This window comes from Paenibacillus sp. FSL R5-0475, from assembly GCF_038004585.1.
In the GTDB taxonomy this organism is placed as follows: Bacteria; Bacillota; Bacilli; order Paenibacillales; family Paenibacillaceae; genus Paenibacillus_AQ.
Map to the genome: position 1 here is coordinate 6,293,535 of NZ_JBBORK010000001.1, position 20,150 is coordinate 6,313,684.

The window sequence follows — 20,150 nt, forward strand, 5'->3', positions numbered from 1 at the left end:
TGATTAGCATGACAAAAAAACAAATGAAACTCGGGGCATTCATTAATCTACCTGGTCATCATGTAGCAAGCTGGCGTCATCCTTCTTCAGGGGCAAGTCGGGCATTTGATTTGGAGTATTTAACGGAGATTGCACAAACGGCTGAGCGTGGTAAATTCGACATGGTGTTTTTTGCAGATGTATTGGGTCAAAAGCTTTCGGGAAATGCACAATCATCATTGAAGCTAGACCCCGTTATTATTATTTCGGCACTCGCAGCGGTAACTAAGAATATTGGGTTAACGGCCACTTTGACGACTACCTATAACGATCCATACCATGTAGCGCGTAAATTTGCAGCTATTGATCATTTATCCAAGGGGCGTGCCGCCTGGAATGTAGTAACATCAGCCAATGAGGGGGAAGCTCTCCTGTTTGGTAAGGATAAACATTTGCAGCATGCATCACGCTATGAACGTGCAGAGGAATTTGTGGAGGTTGTCAAACAGCTCTGGTTATCCATTGAGTCTGAGGCGCTAGTCATCGATAAGGAAAAAGGCCGGTATTTAAATGTAGACAAGGTACATCCCGTTGACCATGAAGGAGCCTGGTTTAAAGTACAAGGTTCACTTGATTCATCAACAACACCACAAGGACATCCAGTGATAGTACAAGCCGGGTCGTCTGAATCTGGAAAAGAACTGGCGGCGAAGACCGCGGAAGTTATTTTTACAGCATGGCAAACCCTTGAAGAAGCGCAAACCTTTTATCGGGATGTAAAGGGTCGGTTGGATAAATATGGACGTAAGCCGGAGGACTTGAAGATCATGCCGGGTGTGTTTATTACTGTAGCGAAAACTGAGGAAGAAGCTTTGTTGAAACAGCAGCAATTAAACAGCTACATTTTGCCTGAGGTAGGATTATCGTATTTGTCAGCTTTCACTAACATTGATCTGTCAGGGTATGATGTCGAAGAACCACTTCCGGAATTCAGTTCCATTGAAGATGAGACCAATCCGCGTATCCGCTACAACATTATTCGTGATATTGCCAAACGTGAAAATCTGCAATCCATACGTGCAATTTATGAACGGATCGCTGGAGCACGCGGACACCGGGAAATCGTTGGAACCCCTGAACAAATCGTAGATCAATTAGAAGAATGGTTCTTAAATGAAGGGGCAGATGGATTTAATGTGATGCCTCCCCATTTCCCAGAGGGCTTTAACGATATTGTTGAATTGGTAATTCCTGAACTACAGCGTAGGGGCTTATTCCGCACTGAATATGAGAGTAACACGCTTCGAGGAAATTTAGGACTATCTGTACCTGTTGTACCCACATTTGAAAAAACACTAACCGTTGCGAGCACAGGAGGGAATGTGTAATGAGCAAAGCAGTCATTATTAATGGAGGAAATACTAGAAAGTCCCGGTTGACTGCTATCCATCAGCAGGTTGGAAGATTTTTAGAACAAGAGGGGATTGGGCATCATTCGATCTATGTCCATGAGCTACCTGCAATTGATTTGCTTACGGCCAATTTTGCCAGCGAGGAGATTCTAGAGGCTAATGCGCTAGTGGAAGAAGCAGATATTGTTGCCATATTAACGCCTATCTATAAAGCTTCCTATACGGGGATTTTAAAAACCTATTTAGATCTCCTTCCGCAAAAAGCGCTGGTTGATAAGCGAATTGTACCTATTGCTATTGGGGGTTCGTTAGGTCATCTTCTAGCTATTGAATATGCATTGAAACCTGTATTATCCGTGCTGGGTGCTACTGAGATTTTTAATACGGTTTATTTCTTAGATCGGCAAATAGAACGGTTAGAAGCAGATGGTTATCGTATTGATGAGGAAGCAGAGCAACGCCTAAATGTAGAATTACTAAAGCTTGCACCTGCAAAAATAATTAATTAAGCTAGGGGAGCAGTAAGTAAGGGAGTAACATTAACGCAGCCTTTCGGGGTGGCGTTTTTTTGTGTTGTGATTATTAACCCCATGAACGATCGCTGAAAAAGGTCCTCCGTCTCCATTTGGTGAACTATAAGTTGTATGATGGTTTCTTAATCCCACAATTATCAAAAGATTTGTTAATGGTTTGGGCTTTTCTACGTATTAACTTATGTAAGTTTCTTCACAACAAATTGCGCAATTTGTTTAGCTTTTCGATGAAGGTGAGGTGGAAGGAGGGTGAAGATGGAAGTTATCCAGGGTACTGCGGACCGTTACAAGAATATCGAAAGATCACGTGGTGCCATGATGTCAAAAGAGGAATTTACCCGGATGTACGATACGTACTACAAACGTGTTTACAAATATATTAGTTATCGTATTAATAACCACCACGTGTCGGAGGACATTTGTAGTCAGGTGTTTGAGACGGTGATGTGTAAGTATTACAGCTTTTCAGAAGAAAAATCGAATTTTGAGGTTTGGTTGTTTGCCATTGTAAGGAACGCTGTGACGGATTACTTCCGGGGGCAGAAGAAAAGAAGCTACACCTCACTAGATTCTTTGCTGGAGCTCATATTTCCCAAGCCGTCTCCGGAGGAATTGGCGATTCGTGAGGATAATAATCAAGCACTGTTTAAGGCGCTCTCCAAGCTGCGTGAGAAGGAACGTAATATCATTGCAATGAAATATGGGGCTGGGCTGAAAAATTCCGAAGTCGCACAGATCATGGGCGTCAGTGAGTCCAATATTGGTGTCGTATTGCATAGAAGTCTGAAGAAACTGCATATTTCCTTAAAAGCAGGAGGATTCAACCATGAATAAGAAAAATGATGATCTCACAAAATTCAGCAAAACCATAGAGCTGCTTGAGAATGTTGAACAGGATAACACAGCCGCCAAAGAAAGAATTTATAACCGTTTAGTATACAAGCTGGACCATGGAGCTCTTGAACTCAAATCAGAGAAAAAGGACGGGATAACGATGAAAAAAAGTAGCTGGAGAAATGCAATAGTGATTGGTAGTGCAGTAATTTGTCTAGGTGGAGCATTCTCTGCAACCTCCTATGCACAGGATATGTTCCAATCAATCATGGCAAAGTTTGAAGTAGGAAATCTCGAAATCACGCAATACGATAAGGAAATCCCTTCGGCTGCACAGTCAATGACTCCATCTGAAGAGGGGAAAGGCGGGAAGAATGTTGCCATTGAATTGCCGGTTGCACCCAAGTTGACCCTGGATGAAGCACGTGCAGAGCTTGGAATGAACTTCCCGGCACCAACCTGGATGGCAGACTATGAGTTTGTGAATGTTGTTCTTCAGGGGACCAGCATGGTTGAAGTGCAGTATAACTCCGGGGATAAAGCTGTTAATTTCCTAATCTCCAAGGGCGGCGACAATGGGATCAGCACTACAGAAGAAGTGAAGACAGAAGTAATTAACGGGACTAAGGTTTATTTTGCAAATGGAATTGTGATTTGGGAAAAAGATGGCTTTACCATTGAACTTTACGCTCAAGAAGACTTTGACAAAGCTACACTTGGGAAGATCATCGACAGTTTCAGCATCGGTGCTCCTGTGCAGTCCTTAGGGACTGAAGAAGTGAAAGAGAATTTACAGAAGAATGAAGGAGTAGTTGCAGCTCCAGCTTCCGTTCCGGTTGTAGATTCAAAATAAGATGGTCTACTTAGGGTAGAAATGCCCATAGATACACACAAAGAAGACGCGAGGGGATTCCCCTGAGCGTCTTTTTTGTTACGAGGCTATATACTTCCAACCATTGCTAGCTTCCCAAAACAAAAGTATAATTGAGAATAATTATCAATCAGCGATTTTAATAAAATTCATCCAAGCAGTAAAGAGGTGACAGAATGCAAAAACAATCTCAAAAGACAGATTTAAGTGAGGTTAGAAAATACATAGAAAAGAATTTCACGAAGCCCTTATCTTTGGCTCATTTAGCAGATCTTACTGGTCTTAGTTCCAGTTATTTTTCCTCAGCGTTCAAACAGGAATATATACAAAGTCCAATGGAGTTTGTTACCCAGCTGCGGATTCAAAAGGCTAAACAATTATTGCAAAAGGAAGACGTTCGCTTGAAGTTTGTAGCAGAGGCTGTTGGATATAGTGATGAGTTTTATTTTAGCCGAGTGTTCAAAAAGGTCGAAGGGATATCCCCAACCATGTATTCTAGCCAGCAAAAATCTAATATCGGTGTTGTAACTGGGAATATGATGGGGTATTTACATGCGGCAGGAATCATCCCATTTGCTGCACCCTTAAGTGCAAAATGGACACCGTACTACTATAATTTGTGGTCGCAAGAAATCAAGCATAAGGTAACTTTGACGCAAAATAAAAATTATTGCAGCCCAAATGAGCTATTGCATTTGCCAATTGATCTTCTTATTTCTCCAAAAGATTTGTCGTCAGAGCTGGTAAAACAGATAGAGGAGCATTTTCCAATCTATTGGTTGGATGATAAACAAGATTGCTTAATAGCATTAACTGAACTTGCTGCCCGATTAAATAAACAAGAAGAAGCGAAACAATGGATCACACAGTATAGGGCAAGATTGGAAGGCGTTCGTCGGGAGTTAGGCTGGACCACTACACCACCTAAAGTTCTAGTTATACGTATCTATCAGCAGCAAATCTTTGCTTATTGCAATACAGGCATCGAGCATCTTTTGTTTCAAGATTTGGGAGCGGTATCTAGTTATGAGCAGCCTGGTCTGTATAATGCCGAGATTACTTTTGATGAGCTAGGTAAGTTGGAGGTAAATAAGCTGTTTACGATTATATGCCCCGATGATGAGTCACGCGCAACATGGCATCATTTGCAGAGAGACGCTGGATTCAAACAGTTAGAGGCTATTAAACAGCAACAAATCTATGTTATTCATTCTGATCCTTGGTTCGAATATTCGCCTGTAGCTTTAAAGCGGATGCTAGAAGAAGTTGCTGTGATGATGATACCTTGAAAATGTACATGAGGAATCATAAGATGTTACATGGTCAATGAGCCCTATCTCTTATACACTCAATACTGAGAATGATTATTATTGAGAAAACAGGAAAGAGGGAAGGTCAATCATGAAGGGGTTTAATACAAAGATAATAAGTTATGTTGCAATGGTTGGTTTATTATCCATTCTACTAACAGCTTGCGGCAGTAATAATACAGCGAATCAGCAAGCAACAGATACTCCAGCAACAACTAGCGAAGCGAGCGCAACGGAGGAACCAGCTGTAAAAGAAACGGAAGTAGCGGCTAGAGAGGCGTTTGTAGTAACTGACCAAGTAGGCAATACAGTAAACATTCCCGGAACTGTACAAAAGGTGTATGCGCCTGGACTAGAGGATTACTTAGTTACGCTTGGTGTAACCCCGGTAGCGCAATGGTCCACGGGTGAAAGACCGCAGCAATATCTACAGGATACGTTAAGTGGTGTAAAAGAAATCAGCTTCGCTAATGGTATTCCATCTCCAGAATCTGTAGTGGATTTGGAGCCGGAATTAATTATATTCCCAACTGCTTTTTATGCACAAAATGGTGTTTATGAAAACTACTCGCAAATTGCTCCAACTTACGTGTTTAAGAATGCACTTGGTAACGTAGTGGAAGCAACAGAAACGATTGCGAAATTGCTAGGATTAGAGGATAAAGCAACAGAAGCTATTGCTGCTTATAATACAAAGCTAGAAGAGACTAAAGCACAGCTAGCTAGCGTTTCTGCCGGTAAAAAAGCGATTTATATTAACGCGAATGCCCGTAAGATCTTTTTAGTGGGTAACTTCCATTACGGGGGATATGTGCTGAGTGAGCTAGGTTTTGCTCAAAGTACTCTTGTAGAAGGTGAGATGTCTGCGGATATTTCGCTGGAGATGCTGTCTGATTTAGACGCTGATTACATTTTTATTAACGATAATGATGGTCTCGGGGATGCCTTCCTGGCAGACATTAAAGCTAGTCCTTTATGGAAGGCGCTGCCTGCAGTCCAAGCGGGTAAAGTGTTCGAGGTGGATGGCGATCACTGGAGATCCAGCGGATTAATTGCTTATCAAAAGACGATGGACGATATCGTGAAGTTCCTAAAGCCATGATCATCAAACCGTACGTAAAGCCCAACTATGAAACGATGCTGATCACGAGTAAAGCTAATCATAAGGACTATGAAATCTTTATTGCCAAACCTTTAGATGAGCCTGCAAAAGATGGCTACGGCGTCATCTATGTGCTAGATGGTAATGGGCTTTTTGAAACTGCAGCTGAAATCACCCGATTGCTGACGCGTAAGCCCAAAGGATATCCACCCGCGATTGTTGTCGGCATCGGCTATCCTGGGGGTGAAGCGTTTGATACAGTGCGTCGAACCTATGATTTAACCATGCCAGCCGAGCTTGCGAATTTACCGAAACGTCCTAACGGGGAGCCTTGGCCTGAATTTGGCGGGGCAGATGAGCTGCTTGCTTTTTTTGAAAAAGAGTTAATGCCAGCCATTGCCCAGCGGTTCGTTATAAATGAGCAGAAGCAAGCATTGTTTGGTCATTCCTTTGGCGGATTATTCGTTCTGCATGCCTTGTTTACACAACCTACCTTGTTTTCGCATTATATTGCAAGTAGTGCTTCCATCTGGTGGAATGATTATTCACTATTAAATGAGTATGAGAATTTTAAAGCTGATTTACACAGCAATACGTTAAGTCATTTACCTAAAACGCTTATGATTGCCGGTGGAGAAGAGCTGGATTATATGGTCAAGGATAGCTTGGATCTATGTAACAGCATGATGTCCTTACACATTCCAAGCTTCGAAGTAAGCTGGGCATTGCTTGCGCAAGAGGAGCATGTGAGCGTAATCTCGGGTGCGATTAGTCGAGCCGTCAAATTTTTGCTTACAACATCCTCTGACTTGCGTTAGAAATTATATTCGTTTGCATCTGAGCTGGCCCTTGGCTGGCTCTTTTTGTAAGTGAAGGGAAAGGGTTGGAAATATTGGTCACAAATGTTCAGAAATCATCTCTAACAGGAGAAAAAAAGCTTTCCTTTTTATTATTGCTAATCTTCATGCTCCTCCTATTAATAGGCGTATTAGTGCTTGCTATGGCCCTTGGCGCGAAAAAAATACCCTTTGCAGATGTATTCATGTCGATCATTGCTTTTGATGATAAGGCTTCTACCCATCAGGTGATCCAGTCGATTCGTTTACCCCGAGTACTTGCCGCTATGGCAACAGGCGCTGGATTTGCAGTAAGTGGAGCGATTATTCAAGGGATTAGTCGCAATCCTTTAGCGGATTCGGGGATTCTTGGATTAAATGCTGGAGCAGGTGTCACGCTAGTTATTGCTATGGTTTTCCTGCCTACGCTTACATTTACAGGCACACTTTGGCTCTGTATTCTAGGTGCGGGATTGGGAGCGGGTTTAGTCTTTAGTGTTGGCTTATTAAGTAAACGAGGAATGACACCTATTCGACTTGTACTGGCGGGTGCTGCCATATCTGCTATGCTAACTGCCTTAAGTGAAGGCATAAGTATCTTTTTTTCAGTGGCACAGCAGGTGGCCTTTTGGTATGGAGGAGGTTTAAGTGGGATTAGTATGGCTCATTTACAGCAAATGTTGCCTTGGATGCTCCTTGCTCTATTACTTGCCATAGTAATTTCAAAGTCGATTACCATATTATCTGTAGGGGATGAGACAGCGGAAGGTCTAGGCGTTAATATTAAGCTTATCAAGAACCTCGCGCTTTTATCCGCTTTTATGTTAGCTGGGATTTCATGTGCTTTAGCTGGATCTGTAAGCTTTGTTGGCTTAATTGCTCCGCACTTGGTACGTTACATAGTGGGTGTAGATTATCGTTATATTATTCCATTATCCGCAGTTCTGGGGGCCATCCTTGTTGTGCTTGCTGATTTAGTGGCACGTATCGTAAATGCCCCTTATGAAATACCTGTAGGTGCTGTAATTGCAGTTATTGGAGTTCCGTTCTTTCTATATTTGGCACGTAAAGAAAGGCGGGAACTATAATGAAGCTGCGATGGAAATTTATAATCATAGCAATCATTTTACTGCTAGGCTTTATATATAGTGTATCTACTGGTCAAAGCAGCTTAAGCTTACAAGAGTTATGGCAAACCCTATTAGGAAATGGAACATCGAGGCAGGAGCTTGTACTTTTTCAGTTTCGTATTCCTCGAATGATATTGGGGTTTCTAGTGGGTGGCGCGTTGGCGATAGCAGGAATGCTGCTACAAGCCATTAGTCGAAATGCCTTAGCAGACCCAGGCATACTCGGGATAAATGCTGGAGCTGGATTATCCATGATGTTATTTTTGCTGTTACAAAATAGCTCTACTGGCCTACATACTTATGTTCAGCCATTCTATGCCCTATTGGGCGGTTTTATTGTTGTGGCCCTGTTATTTTTGCTTTCCTATGATCGCAATCAGGGCATTATTCCCATACGATTAATTTACACAGGTATTGCTATTGCGGCTGCGATTAGTGCCTGTTTAATTGTGCTAACCTTCGTATTAGATCCTTCGCAATATCAAATGATCAAGGTGTGGCTGGCAGGAAACATTGGGAATAGTAATTGGAAACACGTATATGCTATGCTACCTTGGTTACTTATTATTGTGCCTTTATTAATTCGGAGCCATCTTATATTGGATGTGCTAAGGCTTAACGATCCTGTAGTCATTAGTTTAGGGGTATCTTTAAATAAATATCGCGTTTGGTTTTTAGTGTGTAGTGTATTATTGGCGGCACCAGCGGTTGCCGTTAGTGGAAGTATTGGATTTGTAGGTTTAGTGGTTCCACATTTAGTTAGACGACTCTTTCGTGGTCACAAAATAATGATTCCCGCATGCCTATTAATAGGTGGAGGATTAGTTGTTATTGCAGATGCGCTTGGTAAAATGGTAGTAGCCAATACTGAAATACCAGCAGGAGTAATCTTGGCTTTAATCGGTGCTCCATACTTTTTATATTTATTGATTAAAAGTGAATAATTGAAAAAAGCTTTGCGATTGGTGCTGGATATAAAAAAAGAATGCCTTGATTATGCTATAATCCAAGGCATTCTTTTTTATATAGATTTCGTTTTCAGCTTTTCTAAAAGCTCTTTCCACCAGTGAATAGATTGCTCTAGTTGAGAAACGTAGTAGCTTTCCATGAAATCTACGACTTCACGAGTGGAGCTAACTACATCTATTTGATGGTAAATTTGATTTAATTGATCTTTTTTTATAAGTGACTGTTCAATTTTCTTCTCGATAATCGGGATCACTTTATCAGTCTCTACAAAACGAAGATTCACAAGAGCGACAATCATATCTGAAATAGATTCTGCATCTTCTATTACCTTATAAATTTTGAGCGGGAGCTGATTGCGCCCTTTATCAGTAATGGAAAACACCTGCTTGTCTGGGCGATGTTCTTCTTTGATAATCTCTACCTGTTCAACTAAGCCCTGTTTCGAAAGGGATTCAAAATGATAATATAGTTTGCTTTCAGATAGATTTAGCAATTTATCAAATGGAATAGGGGTGGATAGTTCTTTTTTTAATTTATAAGGATAATTATTTTCATCCATTAACTTACTTAAGATATAAATTTGAATTGACATCACAGAACCCACTCCTAATTGTTGGCTAAACTCTATCTTACCAAACCTAGGCGGTTATTTCAGCTGTATTTTTAACTTCAACGGGCAGTATAGCTTCTTTAGTCAGAGGTACAGGTTTATGAACAAACCGGACGATTACAATGTTAATCATCATAGCCCCGGCAAATACGCCTGCTAATCCCCATAAGAAGGGTGCTGGACTGATGGAACCAAACATTTGTGCCAAATAAGCTTGTACAGAATAATACATCGGTGTGATGCGGCCGAACCAATCGTATGGTGTATACATCATATCACGAGGCATGGTAGCACCATTGGCGATGGTTTGCATGAGCAGGATTGGAATATTTAAGACCATACCGCCTTCGCCAACTAGGAAGACCATAATCGCACACACGTTAAATGCAGCCATATACATTAGAATTTGCTGAGCAGCAACTGGTAACAGTAAGGATAGGTCTACATCTGCAATAGAGAATGCAATGGCTAAAGCAACGACTGTTGATAATACAGCGATTAATAAAGCTGTTAATTGAACGAACATAAACAGTTTTGTCTTGCTTGCTTTCCCGCGGTTCGCTTTAAAAGAAGCAACTAATTGCATGGAGGCAATCATTGCCCCAACATAACCAGCCATAGTTAAGAACATAGGTAGCATGTTGTTGTGCATGCCGTCCGGAACATCATTGATGACAACATAATTCCCGACATAACTATTCTCAATTTGTGTAGCCATTGCGGTGGCTTGTTCTTCTGGTACGTTAAAGTTCATTAACACACCTTTTGCGGTTTGCTCTGAGAAGTTCGCGCTTAATTGTTTGTTAATTTCTCCTACAACGGAAGACATGGCTGAAGATACCATGGTGGCAGAGGCTTCGTTGACTGTGAAATCAATACTTGCGGATACCTTACCGCTTTGAACGTTGGCGGAAAATTCTTCTGGAATATGGACAACTAGAGCTAACTTATTATGCTCTAATTCATCCATCGCCTTTTTATTCGATACATCGGTTTTTATCGTTTTGAATGGTAAGCTCTCCGAAAACTGACTCGAAATCTGAGCCCCATATTTACCTGCATCATCGTTGACGATAGCAATTTTTAAATCATCCATGTTCCCTGGAAGTGCTGTATACCCTGGTAAGAAAATACCAAGCATCGCAATGGCATAGAACACACCCATAAAAATAGAACCAATGGCCCCTTTGGACTTCAAAAACTGTGAAAACTTCAACTGTATACCTTCTTTCTTCTCAATAACACTTTTATTTTAGTACTCTAATTAAAGTACTTTTAACTGAGTGAGGTTTATAGTACGATAATTCATTATAAATGTCAAATTTAAGATACAATGGATAAGTAGTGAATGATTAAAAAAATGAATAACTGAAGGGACTTCGGACATGAACAAGGTTATTGTAATTGGTGCAGGGATATTAGGGGCTTCAGCAGCTTATCAGTTAAGCAAGTTAGGTGCTGAGGTCATCATTATAGATCGTAAAGATGTTGGACAAGCAACAGATGCAGCAGCAGGGATTATTTGTCCATGGTTGTCTCAACGCAGAAACAAAGCATGGTATCGTCTTGCTAAGGCGGGAGCAAGCTTTTATCCAGCACTTATTCAAGAGTTGGAAGAGGCAGGAGAAACCGAGAGTGGATACGCAAAAGTTGGAGCGATATGTATCCATGATGATCTGAAAAAATTACTCGCGATGAAAGAAAGAGCGGAGCTTCGTAGAGAGGACGCCCCTGAAATAGGTGAGCTTACGATGCTGACGGATCTTGAAGCACAAGAGAAGTTTCCATTATTATCGGAAGGTTATCATGCGCTTCATGTATCGGGTGCAGCAAGAGTGGATGGACGTGAATTACGTGATGCTTTGCTAAGGGCGGCACAACGTAACGGTGCGCAAATGATTGAGGGAGATGCAATTCTTGAGCATGATGATCATGAAATTAAAGGGGTTCGCGTAGGAGAACAGACATTCACAGCGGATGAAGTGATTGTGTGTGCAGGGGCTTGGTCTAACGCTTTGCTTCATCCGCTTGGGATCATGCTTCAGGTGCGTTATCAGAAGGCTCAAATTATGCACTTGAAGCTTGCTCAACAAGCGAGTACAGGGCAATGGCCTGTGGTAATGCCGCCTACAGATCAATATATACTTGCATTTGCGGATCAAAATATCGTGGTAGGTGCTACTCACGAAAATGATGTCGTAGGTTATGATACTGCTGTAACCGCAGGAGGAATGCAAGAAATTCTAAATAAAGGTCTTCAAACGGCTTCCGGTCTTGCAGATTGTAGCCTAAATGAAATAAGAGTAGGGTTCCGTCCATTTACAGCAGATTTTCTGCCCGTGTTGGGCAGGGTTCAAGGATGGAATAAACTAATTGTTGCTAATGGACTAGGTTCATCCGGATTAACGATGGGACCCTTTCTTGGTGAACAGCTAGCCAAGCTGGCCATGAATCAACAGGTAGATATTCCGCTTGAAGACTATGCATTAGAGCATGCGATAAATTGATTAGAACGAGCATGTATGGAGGGAAAGTCCAAACATTCACCGCAGTCACGCACTTACCTTAATAGAAAAATCTTAAGTTCAACTAGTATAGCGAAGGTTTTTTTTATCCTTTATACTGATAAGACCAATTTATCTTCCTAGGAGTTGTCTAACGAATCATGATAAAGAAAGAAGTCGCGCATATACGCAAGCAATTTAAGCTGGATCACGATTTAATGAATATTTACGATATTCTCAACGTGTATATTATGAAGGAAAGCAACGAGATCTATCATTGGGAGCGCCTGCCGTTTGGAATGGTGGACAGAGAGAAGCAGGAGCTGTATATGGGCAATTTCAAAAAGCTCTTGACCGGCGAACTGGATCAGAAATTGTTCGAGTTGAAGTTTCAGGCGGAAGCGGAGGAGCCAGCGCAGGTGATGCTTCACCAAGCTTTGGTGACAGGGGATCCAGATGAATGGCAGGACCTGATGCTGCTGTTGGTGGACAGAATGATGGCGGATACCCATTATGAACGCGATACGGTGATCACTTTCGTTCGCGGACAGTATTACCGCCCGACCAAAGATAGAAACGATGAAGCCGAGGAAAGTGAGAAAAATGAAATGTTCGCGCATCCGTTTATTCTATGCAGCGTGAATTCCACGGAGAAGCAACGGAAAGCTCTCTTATTTGATTATGTGGAAAGGGAATTTAAGTACAATGTCATTGTAGATCCGATCGTCAAGTTAAGTACGCCGGAGCAGGGCTTCTTTTACCCAAGCGTGACGGATAATTATTCCGATGTGAACCGCATTCTATATTGTACGGGAAAATCGAACTTTCCAGATCCGCATTTCATCGAGCAGGTCTTGAACGCCGAAAGATCCGTGACGGCACTGGAAGAGAGAGCTATTTTCGAAGACATTGTGAAGGAAGTGGCGGGCGAACAACTTGACGCGACCACCATTGCTCAGTTGTACGAGGAAATCCATCAGGTCATCGAAACCAATCAAGATGAAGAAGAACCTCCTAAGCTCGACTATAGAGATGTAGAACGTGTGCTGAAGGTAAGCGGCGTTGAAGACGTGACGATAGAAAAAGTGGAACGTGCGTTTGAAACCATCGTAGACGATAAGCACTATGAGATGAAGGCAAGTAGCGTGATGCCAAAATTCACTACAAAATCGATAAAGATCGAAACAAAGGTAGCTACGATTTCGGTCAGCCCACAGGATTTGAAATATGTGAAGCAAGTGAATTATCAAGGTAGACGCTGCATCCTGATTGAGGTTGACGAAGATGCTGTGATCGAAGGATTTACACTCACTACAGAAACGCTTTAGATTTTTTAATAGCGGGCTATCCTTAAAGTCTTTGATCAAGACTTGGGATAGCCCTTTTTGTATCAAATATGGTACTTAAAGATATAGTTGATATATTCTTTTGCACTAGTATTAATTTCTTCATCGCTGGCTTGAAATGAAGCTCCAAAAACAGCAAAATACGGTAGAGCTTCTGCACCTACATGTTTGGCACTGGCTTTAAAGGGTGCAATTACTTCGTCTACGGTAAAAGAAACAGAGCCCTCAGGTTGATAATTTTCTTTTTTATCGCCTATGGATATAGCAAGCCCTAACTTTTTCCCGTTAAGCTTGTCGCCGCTTGATCCATAAGCCCATCCGTAAGCGAGCACATCGTCAAACCATTTTTTCAATAGAGGCGGATAACTATACCAATACAAAGGGAATTGAAAGATCACATGGTCATAGGCTTCCATTAGATTTTGCTCTCTAGGAATATCAATGTTCCAGTCAGGATACTCTTTATAAATCTCATGAATGGTAATATCGTTTGGATATTGCAGTAGCTCTTCTTTCCAGCGTTGATTGACCCTCGAATTCTCAAGGTTGGGATATGCAACAATCACCAGTGTTTTCATAATGAATCTCCATTCCAGGCCTATATTAAGCGTATTTCTTCAAAATGCTGTGCCTTATTTTTATGAATATCATCATTATCCTGCAGGTTTTAATAAAAGAAAATACACACAATAAAGTAAGATGGTTACTTTGAAGTGCGTACTAGACTCACAAAAAAATATATGCAAAATGAAGTTTTGGGTAAGTTTAATTAGATCTGTATGAACGAGGTGTTATTCTATGAAACAATATAATCTAGGGATAGAGGCAACACTAGAAATCATCGGTGGAAAGTGGAAAGCTTTGATCATCTGCTTATTGATGTCCGATGCCAAAAGAACAAGTGAATTGCAGCGCAATATTCAGGGTATCTCACAAAAGGTTCTAATCCAGCAGCTTCGTGAACTTGAGAGGGATGGACTTGTCAAAAGATTCGTTTACCAGCAGATGCCACCAAAAGTCGAATATAGCCTTACGGAATATGGCGTTACAGCCATTAAGATCGTTGACGTTATGTGTTCTTGGGGAAAAGAAAATATTAGAATCAGACAAGAACAAGGAGAAGAGATCGTCTTGTCGGAGGAGTTGTAACTGTTGTAGCCGTCGAATAGGTTTGTACTTTAATTGGATCAAACTGATTTTACAGAATTGTTATCAAACTATTAAAAAAAAGTAGGGTAGCTCAAATCCCATAGTATAGCCGATGAAAGCGTTTCTATTGATTTTGCGACCGCTATCCCCCAAAGAAATTGGCATTATTTAGTGCTTGAAGTTCCTCTGATTTGGATATTTTATTTAGTTATTGTTTTATTTCAATAGGATAATGTTACCTTAACGTCACTCTGTCCTATGTTTCTAGGAATATAATGAGATTGTATTCGACACCAACCTTTATAAACCATCGGAGGAAACACAATGAAAATGAAAATTAAGAAAACATTATCCGTTGCATTATGTGTAGCAGCAGTCGCATCTTTCTCATCTCAAGCAATGGCCAATCCTGTCACAACGCCAACCAGTTCAACCGTAGCAACATCCACTAATCAAGTTGGACAAAAATTTACACTAGCTGGTGTTAAAACGAACGCCAATACAGTATTGATAGCAACAAGCACGGTTGATCTTGATTTGGATGGCGTGAAGGACACTTTATATCTCATTGGCGACAAAAATGAATCTCCTGATTTCGACAACATTAATCTCATCGTTGTAAACGGCAAAACAAACAAAGTGTTAAACGCAGGGATTAAAGACTTTGGTGGTTTGAACGCGAAAATCAGCTATGTGAGTGATTTCAATAATGACCATGCACTTGATGTGATGATTACTGCGTACTCCGGTGGCAACCAAGGTTCTACCAATGCTAGAATCGTAACTTTCAAGAATGATACCCCTTCTATTATTCTGGGCGGGGATTTGAAGGTGAAAGGCGAACGGGCATTATTCAGAACATTAGAAGCAGTCGATGTGGAAAATGATGGCGTGAACGAACTGCTTGGAATCAGAATCCTCCATGGTGAAGCTACTTCCGTGGTAACAGGCTATGAAAAAGTATGGTTTACGTACAAAAACGGCGAATTCCAAGTTAGCAAAACAGAAACTACTAAAGAAGATCCATTTAAACAACCTGCACTTGGAGAACTGACTGTTGGCCAACCTTTCGCATTGCAAGGTGTTAACACAACAGATAAGACTGTTCTTATCAGAAAACAAGTTAACGATGTTAATAAAGACGGTGTCCAAGATAAAATCTATCTGATCGGTGACAAAGCAGATGAACTTGGTTATGTAAGCAACATCAACCTGGTTGTTGTCGATGGCAAAACAAATACATTGAAGGATGCAAAAATCAGCGGTTTCGATGGCTTTAAACCAGAAATTCAATGGATTGGTGATTTCAACGGTGACAAAGCAAATGATGTAATGTTTACAGCATTCTCCGGTGGTAACAATGGTACAACAGATGCTTACATATTGTCTTTCACAGGTGATAAGGTACAACCGCTTTTGAGTGTAAAACCTGTTGTGGATGGTAAACCAGCATTTTTCAACACTTTAGAGCAAGTGGATCTTAATAAAGATGGTGTATATGATCTGGTGGGAACTAGAAAAATTCGCGGTGATGCTGAAGCTATAGTTCTAGGTGAGGAAAAAACAACGTTTACTTTTAAAGACGGTGCTTTCAAGGTTGTGGGTACAGAAACCATTAAATCCGATAGCAAATCAGTGACTACACCAGCTACAACTACAACAAGTGATTACACCGTTGGCAAACGTTTTGAGCTTAAGGGAATTCCAACAACAGCAAAAACAATTCTGCTTGCGAAACAACAAGTGGATGTAACTGGTAATGGTGTTGCGGATAATGTCTTACTGATTGGTAACAAGGATGCCGCTAATGGTGATCTGGTTACAGATATCAATATCGTCGTTCTAGAAGGTAAGACTAAAAAAGTGATCAACAGTAATATCAAAGACTTCTCGGGTTACCAACCAAAGATCAACTTCGTTGGCGATTTCAATGGTGATAAATCTAAAGATGTCATGATTACTGTATACTCTGGCGGTAACAGCGGTAGCACCAATGCTTACGTAGTATCCTTCAAAGACAGTGGTGTTAAAGTTCTTCTAAACGAATACGTGAAAGTGAATGGCAAACGTTCGCTCTACAATACAATGAAGGCTTCTGATGTAGATAAAAACGGAGTCTATGAGATTGTTGCATCAAAAACGATTCGTGGTGAAGCTACTTCCGTAATTAAAGGCGTAGAAACCTCTGTTCTTGCTTACAAAAACGGAGCATTCCAAGTTCGTTCGACAACTATGAAGAATTCGAAATAACCTTATAGCAAAAACTTAATTGTGAGGGAGTCTCCCAGTAGCCATAAAAAAGTGGCTACCGGGGGACTCTCTTTTTTTTGGAGTTGGATTGACTTGTGCTCTTGGTGAGAACGCCTAAAATTAAACTCTCCCTTGCTCAACGAGCTATCCGGATTCATTATTAAATTACAAAATGACCCGTTGATCTAAAGGAGAGAAAACAATCTTATGGAACTAAAAAAAATAAATGAATCGATTTATTATTTAGAAAATGTTAGAGAAACAGACAGACCTGTTTTGGGATATGTTGTAGGTGAGAACTTTTCAATTATGATTGATTGTGGCAATTCAAAATCGCATTTTGATGCCTTTATAACGGGTTTGGATGATCACAATCTACCACGTCCCAAATATGCTTTGATTACGCACTGGCATTGGGATCATACCTTTGGTATGCATGCTTTTGAGGGGGAAACCATAGTATCTTCAGCAACGAATGAGGTACTAAAGCGATTGAAAGCGTGGAAATGGGATGAAGAGTCCGTTATAAAACGTCTAGGGACAAAAGAAGAAATAGAATTCGCCTATAACTGTATGAAAAAAGAATACGATACGTTCGATAAGATTTCGGTCAGCACAGGATCGATTATTTTCGAGGATTCTTTAACATTGGATTTAGGGGGCATCACTTGCCAAATCCTCAAGGTAGGAGGGCCGCATGAAGCAGACTCTTGTGTTGTATATGTTAAAGAAGCGGAGGTTTTATTTGCAGGTGATGCACATAGTGGAGATTATTATCATGGAGAAGGTAAGATTGATCCCATAAAAATGAAGGAATATGTTGAGTTTTTAAAAAATCTTTCATTTACTACGTATATCCCAGGGCACGACGCCCCTATGAGCAAGGAGCAAATCATTCATGTGTTAAATAGATTTTGTGAAATGAAGTAAACAGGGACTCCCTTTCCCTATACCCACCCCGTAAACTCTAATATAGATGCTTTTGCAGATTGGGTTTCGGAATGTGCGGCTTTACGCCATTGTTTGGGAGATTCGCCCATAAGCTTGGAGAAACATCGGTTGAAGCTGGAAATAGACTGAAAACCGACTCGTTCAGAGATGGAGAGGATGGAAGCATCCGTGCTTTTTAACTGCTTGCAGGCCTCTTCAATGCGGGTGCTGTTTAGGAAATCTAGAGGTGCGGTCCCCATGATCTCATGGAATTTTCTGCGAAAATGAGTGGTGCTTAGATGGCACAGATCAGCTAGGTCATTGATGGTAATAGGTATCATATAGTTTTTGGTGATGTATTCCAGAACTGGAGAGATGACAAAATCACCTTTCAGGTTATGGTCTGTTTCTTGCTCTACTAAGGGTTTATTCCGGGAATGAATTCTAAGCAGTTCTATATAAAGGGATAACAATAAGCCGTAGGCGCTTTCCTGATAGAAATTATTTTTTTGCTTCAATTCCTCTACGACCGATGTCGCAAGGGTATAGACCTTGGGATGTTCCTCCTTGTTCAAAATACAATTCATTCCCTTGATCGCCCATAAATTTGGCTCGAAGTCACTATAAGCGCTTTTGAATGAATGCTGAAAGAGCTCCTCAGGTGAAAAAAAGATATAAGACCAAAGACTAGCTTCATTTGGCGAACTATACGTGGTATGAGGCAGATACCTAGGGATGAAGGTCACATCTCCGGCTTTAAAGGGTACGGATTCACCTTTGATCTCCATGATGCCGCTATCCGAATGACAAATGCCAATCTCTAAATGGTTATGGAAATGGAGATGTTCACTTTTGATATCGGAAATCTTCCAACGTTCACCGCTTAGCAGTAAAATAGGAAAGTTTATCGGCAAGCTGTAGTGGCGGTATTCAATGACGGGCTTCTTTTTTCTGGGCATATTCTCAATACTCCCATTCTTATTACGTAGGTTGAGTAGATTATAGGTTAAAGTGATTTCAAGTTCAACAATATAGATGTACTTTACAACTTGAGGAAAGGGAAAAAAGTGGCGGAGGAGAAGTTTGGAACTGTAGGAGCGTAGCGCCCGCCTTTGTCTCCGGATTTCAACCGCTAATAGCGGTACAAATCAAGAAATTCTTACGACAACAGCGGCCGGAAGTCCAACATTCCCCGGAATTGCGACTGACCCTGTACTCTTAATGGTCGAAATTGCATAGTTTAGTTATGAATATGCTTAGAATCAGACCATTTTACTCCTTACAATGGAGTTAGTAAAGCGTTTACATAGGACGGACAGCTCTCAGCGCCAATGGGGGCGTGTGCGAAAGAGAGGAGAATCAAGATGCTTCAATTAACTTATGACAGAGAAGAGATTCTAAGCGTTATCGACAAAGTCGTTAGAAAAACAATGACGATGGATTTAACATGGGACTGGCCTTGTGGTGTGGCTTATTATGGGGTAACCAGAGCTTATAAAACGACAGGCAATAAAGAGTATTTGGATATGCTTGTCCAGTGGGCAGATGAATATATCGAGCTGGGCCTGCCGGACTGGACGGTAAACACCTGTGCCATGGGGCATATGCTGATCACCTTGTATGAAGAAACAGGCAATCAGAAATATTGGGATATTGTAATGAGCAAGGTGGATTATCTGCAGAACCATGCGCTTAGATTCGGAGATCATGTGCTGCAGCATACCGTATCCGTCTCTAATGATTTTCCAGAGCAGGCATGGGCAGATACATTGTTTATGGCGGCGTTTTTTCTGCTACGCGTAGGAAGTAAATTAAACGATCAGGAAATGATCCAGGATGCCCTGAATCAATATTACTGGCATATCAAATACCTGCAAGACCCTAGCAGCGGCCTCTGGTACCATGGCTACAATAATGTGAAGCAGGATCATATGTCCGGACTATATTGGGGCAGAGCAAATGCTTGGGGCGCATATACCATGTCGCAAGTCAAAAAGCTTTTGAAAGAATGGTATTTGTATCCGGCGTGTATGGACGTGGAGTGTTCGCTGCGCGATCAATTGGCGGCACTCAAGCTTTTGCAAACGGAGAACGGCCTGTGGCGGACAGTGCTTGATGACGAAGAATCTTATGAAGAAGTATCTGCCTCTTGCGGGATAGCGGCTGCAATGATCAATAACGGCAATCCGCTGCATACCAAGTATGTGCAAAAGGCCCTGAAGGGTGTTCTAAGCAATATCAGCGAGGATGGACGAGTACTGGGTGTATCGGGTGGAACAGCGGTTATGAAAGACCGGGAAGGCTATCGCAATATTCCAAAAGACTGGATTCAAGGCTGGGGCCAAGGCTTAGCACTCTCGTTTCTGTCCGATATGCTCAAATAGG

At 41.3% G+C, this 20,150-nt stretch carries 19 protein-coding genes; 15 read left to right on the plus strand and 4 right to left on the minus strand.

All coding sequences use genetic code 11. From position 1 onward, the window contains the following. Positions 1-8: 8 nt before the first annotated feature. From MKX41_RS28155 to MKX41_RS28195, 9 genes are all read left to right on the plus strand, one after another. Positions 9-1,367 carry an LLM class flavin-dependent oxidoreductase gene (locus MKX41_RS28155; RefSeq protein ID WP_340974078.1) on the plus strand — a complete coding sequence of 453 codons (1,359 nt, stop codon included), beginning with the start codon at positions 9-11 and terminating at the stop codon, positions 1,365-1,367. Then, on the plus strand, positions 1,367-1,900 hold the full coding sequence (gene ssuE, locus MKX41_RS28160) for an NADPH-dependent FMN reductase (RefSeq protein WP_340974079.1): 534 nt from the start codon (positions 1,367-1,369) through the stop codon (positions 1,898-1,900). The genes MKX41_RS28155 and ssuE overlap by 1 nt, the downstream gene beginning before the upstream one ends. A 279-nt stretch (positions 1,901-2,179) precedes the next feature. Then, positions 2,180-2,758: a sigma-70 family RNA polymerase sigma factor gene (locus tag MKX41_RS28165; RefSeq protein WP_052404147.1), complete on the plus strand. Its 579-nt coding sequence runs from the start codon at positions 2,180-2,182 to the stop codon at positions 2,756-2,758. Beyond that, on the plus strand, positions 2,751-3,611 hold the full coding sequence (locus tag MKX41_RS28170; protein WP_340974080.1) for a hypothetical protein: 861 nt from the start codon (positions 2,751-2,753) through the stop codon (positions 3,609-3,611). The genes MKX41_RS28165 and MKX41_RS28170 overlap by 8 nt, the downstream gene beginning before the upstream one ends. 194 nt (positions 3,612-3,805) lie before the next feature. Beyond that, positions 3,806-4,918 carry a helix-turn-helix domain-containing protein gene (locus tag MKX41_RS28175; RefSeq protein ID WP_340974081.1) on the plus strand — a complete coding sequence of 371 codons (1,113 nt, stop codon included), beginning with the start codon at positions 3,806-3,808 and terminating at the stop codon, positions 4,916-4,918. Between the two features lie 112 nt (positions 4,919-5,030). Further along, entirely contained in the window at positions 5,031-6,041 is a 1,011-nt protein-coding gene (locus MKX41_RS28180; RefSeq protein ID WP_340974082.1) for an ABC transporter substrate-binding protein, read from the plus strand. Further along, positions 6,038-6,859, plus strand: a complete 822-nt coding sequence (locus tag MKX41_RS28185) for an alpha/beta hydrolase (protein ID WP_052404148.1) — start codon at positions 6,038-6,040, stop codon at positions 6,857-6,859. Before MKX41_RS28180 ends, MKX41_RS28185 begins: the two co-directional genes overlap by 4 nt. Positions 6,860-6,924: 65 nt before the next feature. Further along, positions 6,925-7,965: a FecCD family ABC transporter permease gene (locus MKX41_RS28190; protein WP_340974084.1), complete on the plus strand. Its 1,041-nt coding sequence runs from the start codon at positions 6,925-6,927 to the stop codon at positions 7,963-7,965. Continuing rightward, on the plus strand, positions 7,965-8,951 hold the full coding sequence (locus MKX41_RS28195) for a FecCD family ABC transporter permease (protein ID WP_340974085.1): 987 nt from the start codon (positions 7,965-7,967) through the stop codon (positions 8,949-8,951). Before MKX41_RS28190 ends, MKX41_RS28195 begins: the two co-directional genes overlap by 1 nt. Positions 8,952-9,028: 77 nt before the next feature. Here the strand turns inward: MKX41_RS28195 and MKX41_RS28200 are convergent, their stop codons facing one another. After that, the gene (locus MKX41_RS28200) at positions 9,029-9,568 is read right to left on the minus strand and encodes a PadR family transcriptional regulator (protein ID WP_340974087.1); all 540 of its coding nucleotides are present in this window, start codon (positions 9,566-9,568) and stop codon (positions 9,029-9,031) included. 46 nt (positions 9,569-9,614) lie between these two features. Beyond that, positions 9,615-10,802, minus strand: a complete 1,188-nt coding sequence (locus MKX41_RS28205) for a YhgE/Pip domain-containing protein (RefSeq protein WP_340974088.1) — start codon at positions 10,800-10,802, stop codon at positions 9,615-9,617. A 169-nt stretch (positions 10,803-10,971) separates the two neighbouring features. Here MKX41_RS28205 and MKX41_RS28210 point away from each other — a divergent pair, with 169 nt between their 5' ends. Then, positions 10,972-12,093: an NAD(P)/FAD-dependent oxidoreductase gene (locus MKX41_RS28210; RefSeq protein ID WP_340974089.1), complete on the plus strand. Its 1,122-nt coding sequence runs from the start codon at positions 10,972-10,974 to the stop codon at positions 12,091-12,093. A gap of 158 nt (positions 12,094-12,251) precedes the next feature. Next, entirely contained in the window at positions 12,252-13,418 is a 1,167-nt protein-coding gene (locus MKX41_RS28215; RefSeq protein ID WP_340974090.1) for a DUF4317 domain-containing protein, read from the plus strand. A gap of 62 nt (positions 13,419-13,480) precedes the next feature. Here MKX41_RS28215 and MKX41_RS28220 read toward each other — a convergent pair whose 3' ends face one another. Then, positions 13,481-14,014 (minus strand): NAD(P)H-dependent oxidoreductase, encoded by a 534-nt coding sequence (locus tag MKX41_RS28220; RefSeq protein ID WP_340974091.1) that lies wholly within the window; start codon positions 14,012-14,014, stop codon positions 13,481-13,483. Between the two features lie 220 nt (positions 14,015-14,234). On the opposite strand from MKX41_RS28220, the gene MKX41_RS28225 reads away from it, so the two are divergent. From MKX41_RS28225 to MKX41_RS28235, 3 genes are all read left to right on the plus strand, one after another. Continuing rightward, complete coding sequence (locus MKX41_RS28225; RefSeq protein WP_340974092.1) at positions 14,235-14,585, plus strand: winged helix-turn-helix transcriptional regulator; 351 nt, start codon at positions 14,235-14,237, stop codon at positions 14,583-14,585. A gap of 324 nt (positions 14,586-14,909) precedes the next feature. After that, complete coding sequence (locus tag MKX41_RS28230) at positions 14,910-16,835, plus strand: hypothetical protein (RefSeq protein ID WP_340974093.1); 1,926 nt, start codon at positions 14,910-14,912, stop codon at positions 16,833-16,835. 207 nt (positions 16,836-17,042) lie between these two features. Continuing rightward, a complete protein-coding gene (locus MKX41_RS28235) occupies positions 17,043-17,765 on the plus strand; it encodes an MBL fold metallo-hydrolase (RefSeq protein WP_340974094.1) in 723 nt (240 codons plus the stop codon). A 17-nt stretch (positions 17,766-17,782) separates the two neighbouring features. Here MKX41_RS28235 and MKX41_RS28240 read toward each other — a convergent pair whose 3' ends face one another. Beyond that, positions 17,783-18,724 (minus strand): AraC family transcriptional regulator, encoded by a 942-nt coding sequence (locus tag MKX41_RS28240; RefSeq protein ID WP_340974095.1) that lies wholly within the window; start codon positions 18,722-18,724, stop codon positions 17,783-17,785. Between the two features lie 405 nt (positions 18,725-19,129). On the opposite strand from MKX41_RS28240, the gene MKX41_RS28245 reads away from it, so the two are divergent. Further along, on the plus strand, positions 19,130-20,149 hold the full coding sequence (locus MKX41_RS28245; RefSeq protein ID WP_340974096.1) for a glycoside hydrolase family 88/105 protein: 1,020 nt from the start codon (positions 19,130-19,132) through the stop codon (positions 20,147-20,149). The last annotated feature ends 1 nt before the right edge of the window (position 20,150 follow it).

Excerpts from the sequence above, each read along its gene's own strand:
- MKX41_RS28155 (WP_340974078.1), top strand. The coding sequence starts at position 9 with ATGACAAAAAAACAAATGAAACTCGGGGCATTCATTAATCTACCTGGT.
- ssuE (WP_340974079.1), top strand. The coding sequence starts at position 1,367 with ATGAGCAAAGCAGTCATTATTAATGGAGGAAATACTAGAAAGTCCCGG.
- MKX41_RS28165 (WP_052404147.1), top strand. The coding sequence starts at position 2,180 with ATGGAAGTTATCCAGGGTACTGCGGACCGTTACAAGAATATCGAAAGA.
- MKX41_RS28170 (WP_340974080.1), top strand. The coding sequence starts at position 2,751 with ATGAATAAGAAAAATGATGATCTCACAAAATTCAGCAAAACCATAGAG.
- MKX41_RS28175 (WP_340974081.1), top strand. The coding sequence starts at position 3,806 with ATGCAAAAACAATCTCAAAAGACAGATTTAAGTGAGGTTAGAAAATAC.
- MKX41_RS28180 (WP_340974082.1), top strand. The coding sequence starts at position 5,031 with ATGAAGGGGTTTAATACAAAGATAATAAGTTATGTTGCAATGGTTGGT.
- MKX41_RS28185 (WP_052404148.1), top strand. The coding sequence starts at position 6,038 with ATGATCATCAAACCGTACGTAAAGCCCAACTATGAAACGATGCTGATC.
- MKX41_RS28195 (WP_340974085.1), top strand. The coding sequence starts at position 7,965 with ATGAAGCTGCGATGGAAATTTATAATCATAGCAATCATTTTACTGCTA.
- MKX41_RS28200 (WP_340974087.1), bottom strand. The coding sequence starts at position 9,568 with ATGTCAATTCAAATTTATATCTTAAGTAAGTTAATGGATGAAAATAAT.
- MKX41_RS28210 (WP_340974089.1), top strand. The coding sequence starts at position 10,972 with ATGAACAAGGTTATTGTAATTGGTGCAGGGATATTAGGGGCTTCAGCA.
- MKX41_RS28215 (WP_340974090.1), top strand. The coding sequence starts at position 12,252 with ATGATAAAGAAAGAAGTCGCGCATATACGCAAGCAATTTAAGCTGGAT.
- MKX41_RS28220 (WP_340974091.1), bottom strand. The coding sequence starts at position 14,014 with ATGAAAACACTGGTGATTGTTGCATATCCCAACCTTGAGAATTCGAGG.
- MKX41_RS28225 (WP_340974092.1), top strand. The coding sequence starts at position 14,235 with ATGAAACAATATAATCTAGGGATAGAGGCAACACTAGAAATCATCGGT.
- MKX41_RS28230 (WP_340974093.1), top strand. The coding sequence starts at position 14,910 with ATGAAAATGAAAATTAAGAAAACATTATCCGTTGCATTATGTGTAGCA.
- MKX41_RS28235 (WP_340974094.1), top strand. The coding sequence starts at position 17,043 with ATGGAACTAAAAAAAATAAATGAATCGATTTATTATTTAGAAAATGTT.
- MKX41_RS28240 (WP_340974095.1), bottom strand. The coding sequence starts at position 18,724 with ATGCCCAGAAAAAAGAAGCCCGTCATTGAATACCGCCACTACAGCTTG.
- MKX41_RS28245 (WP_340974096.1), top strand. The coding sequence starts at position 19,130 with ATGCTTCAATTAACTTATGACAGAGAAGAGATTCTAAGCGTTATCGAC.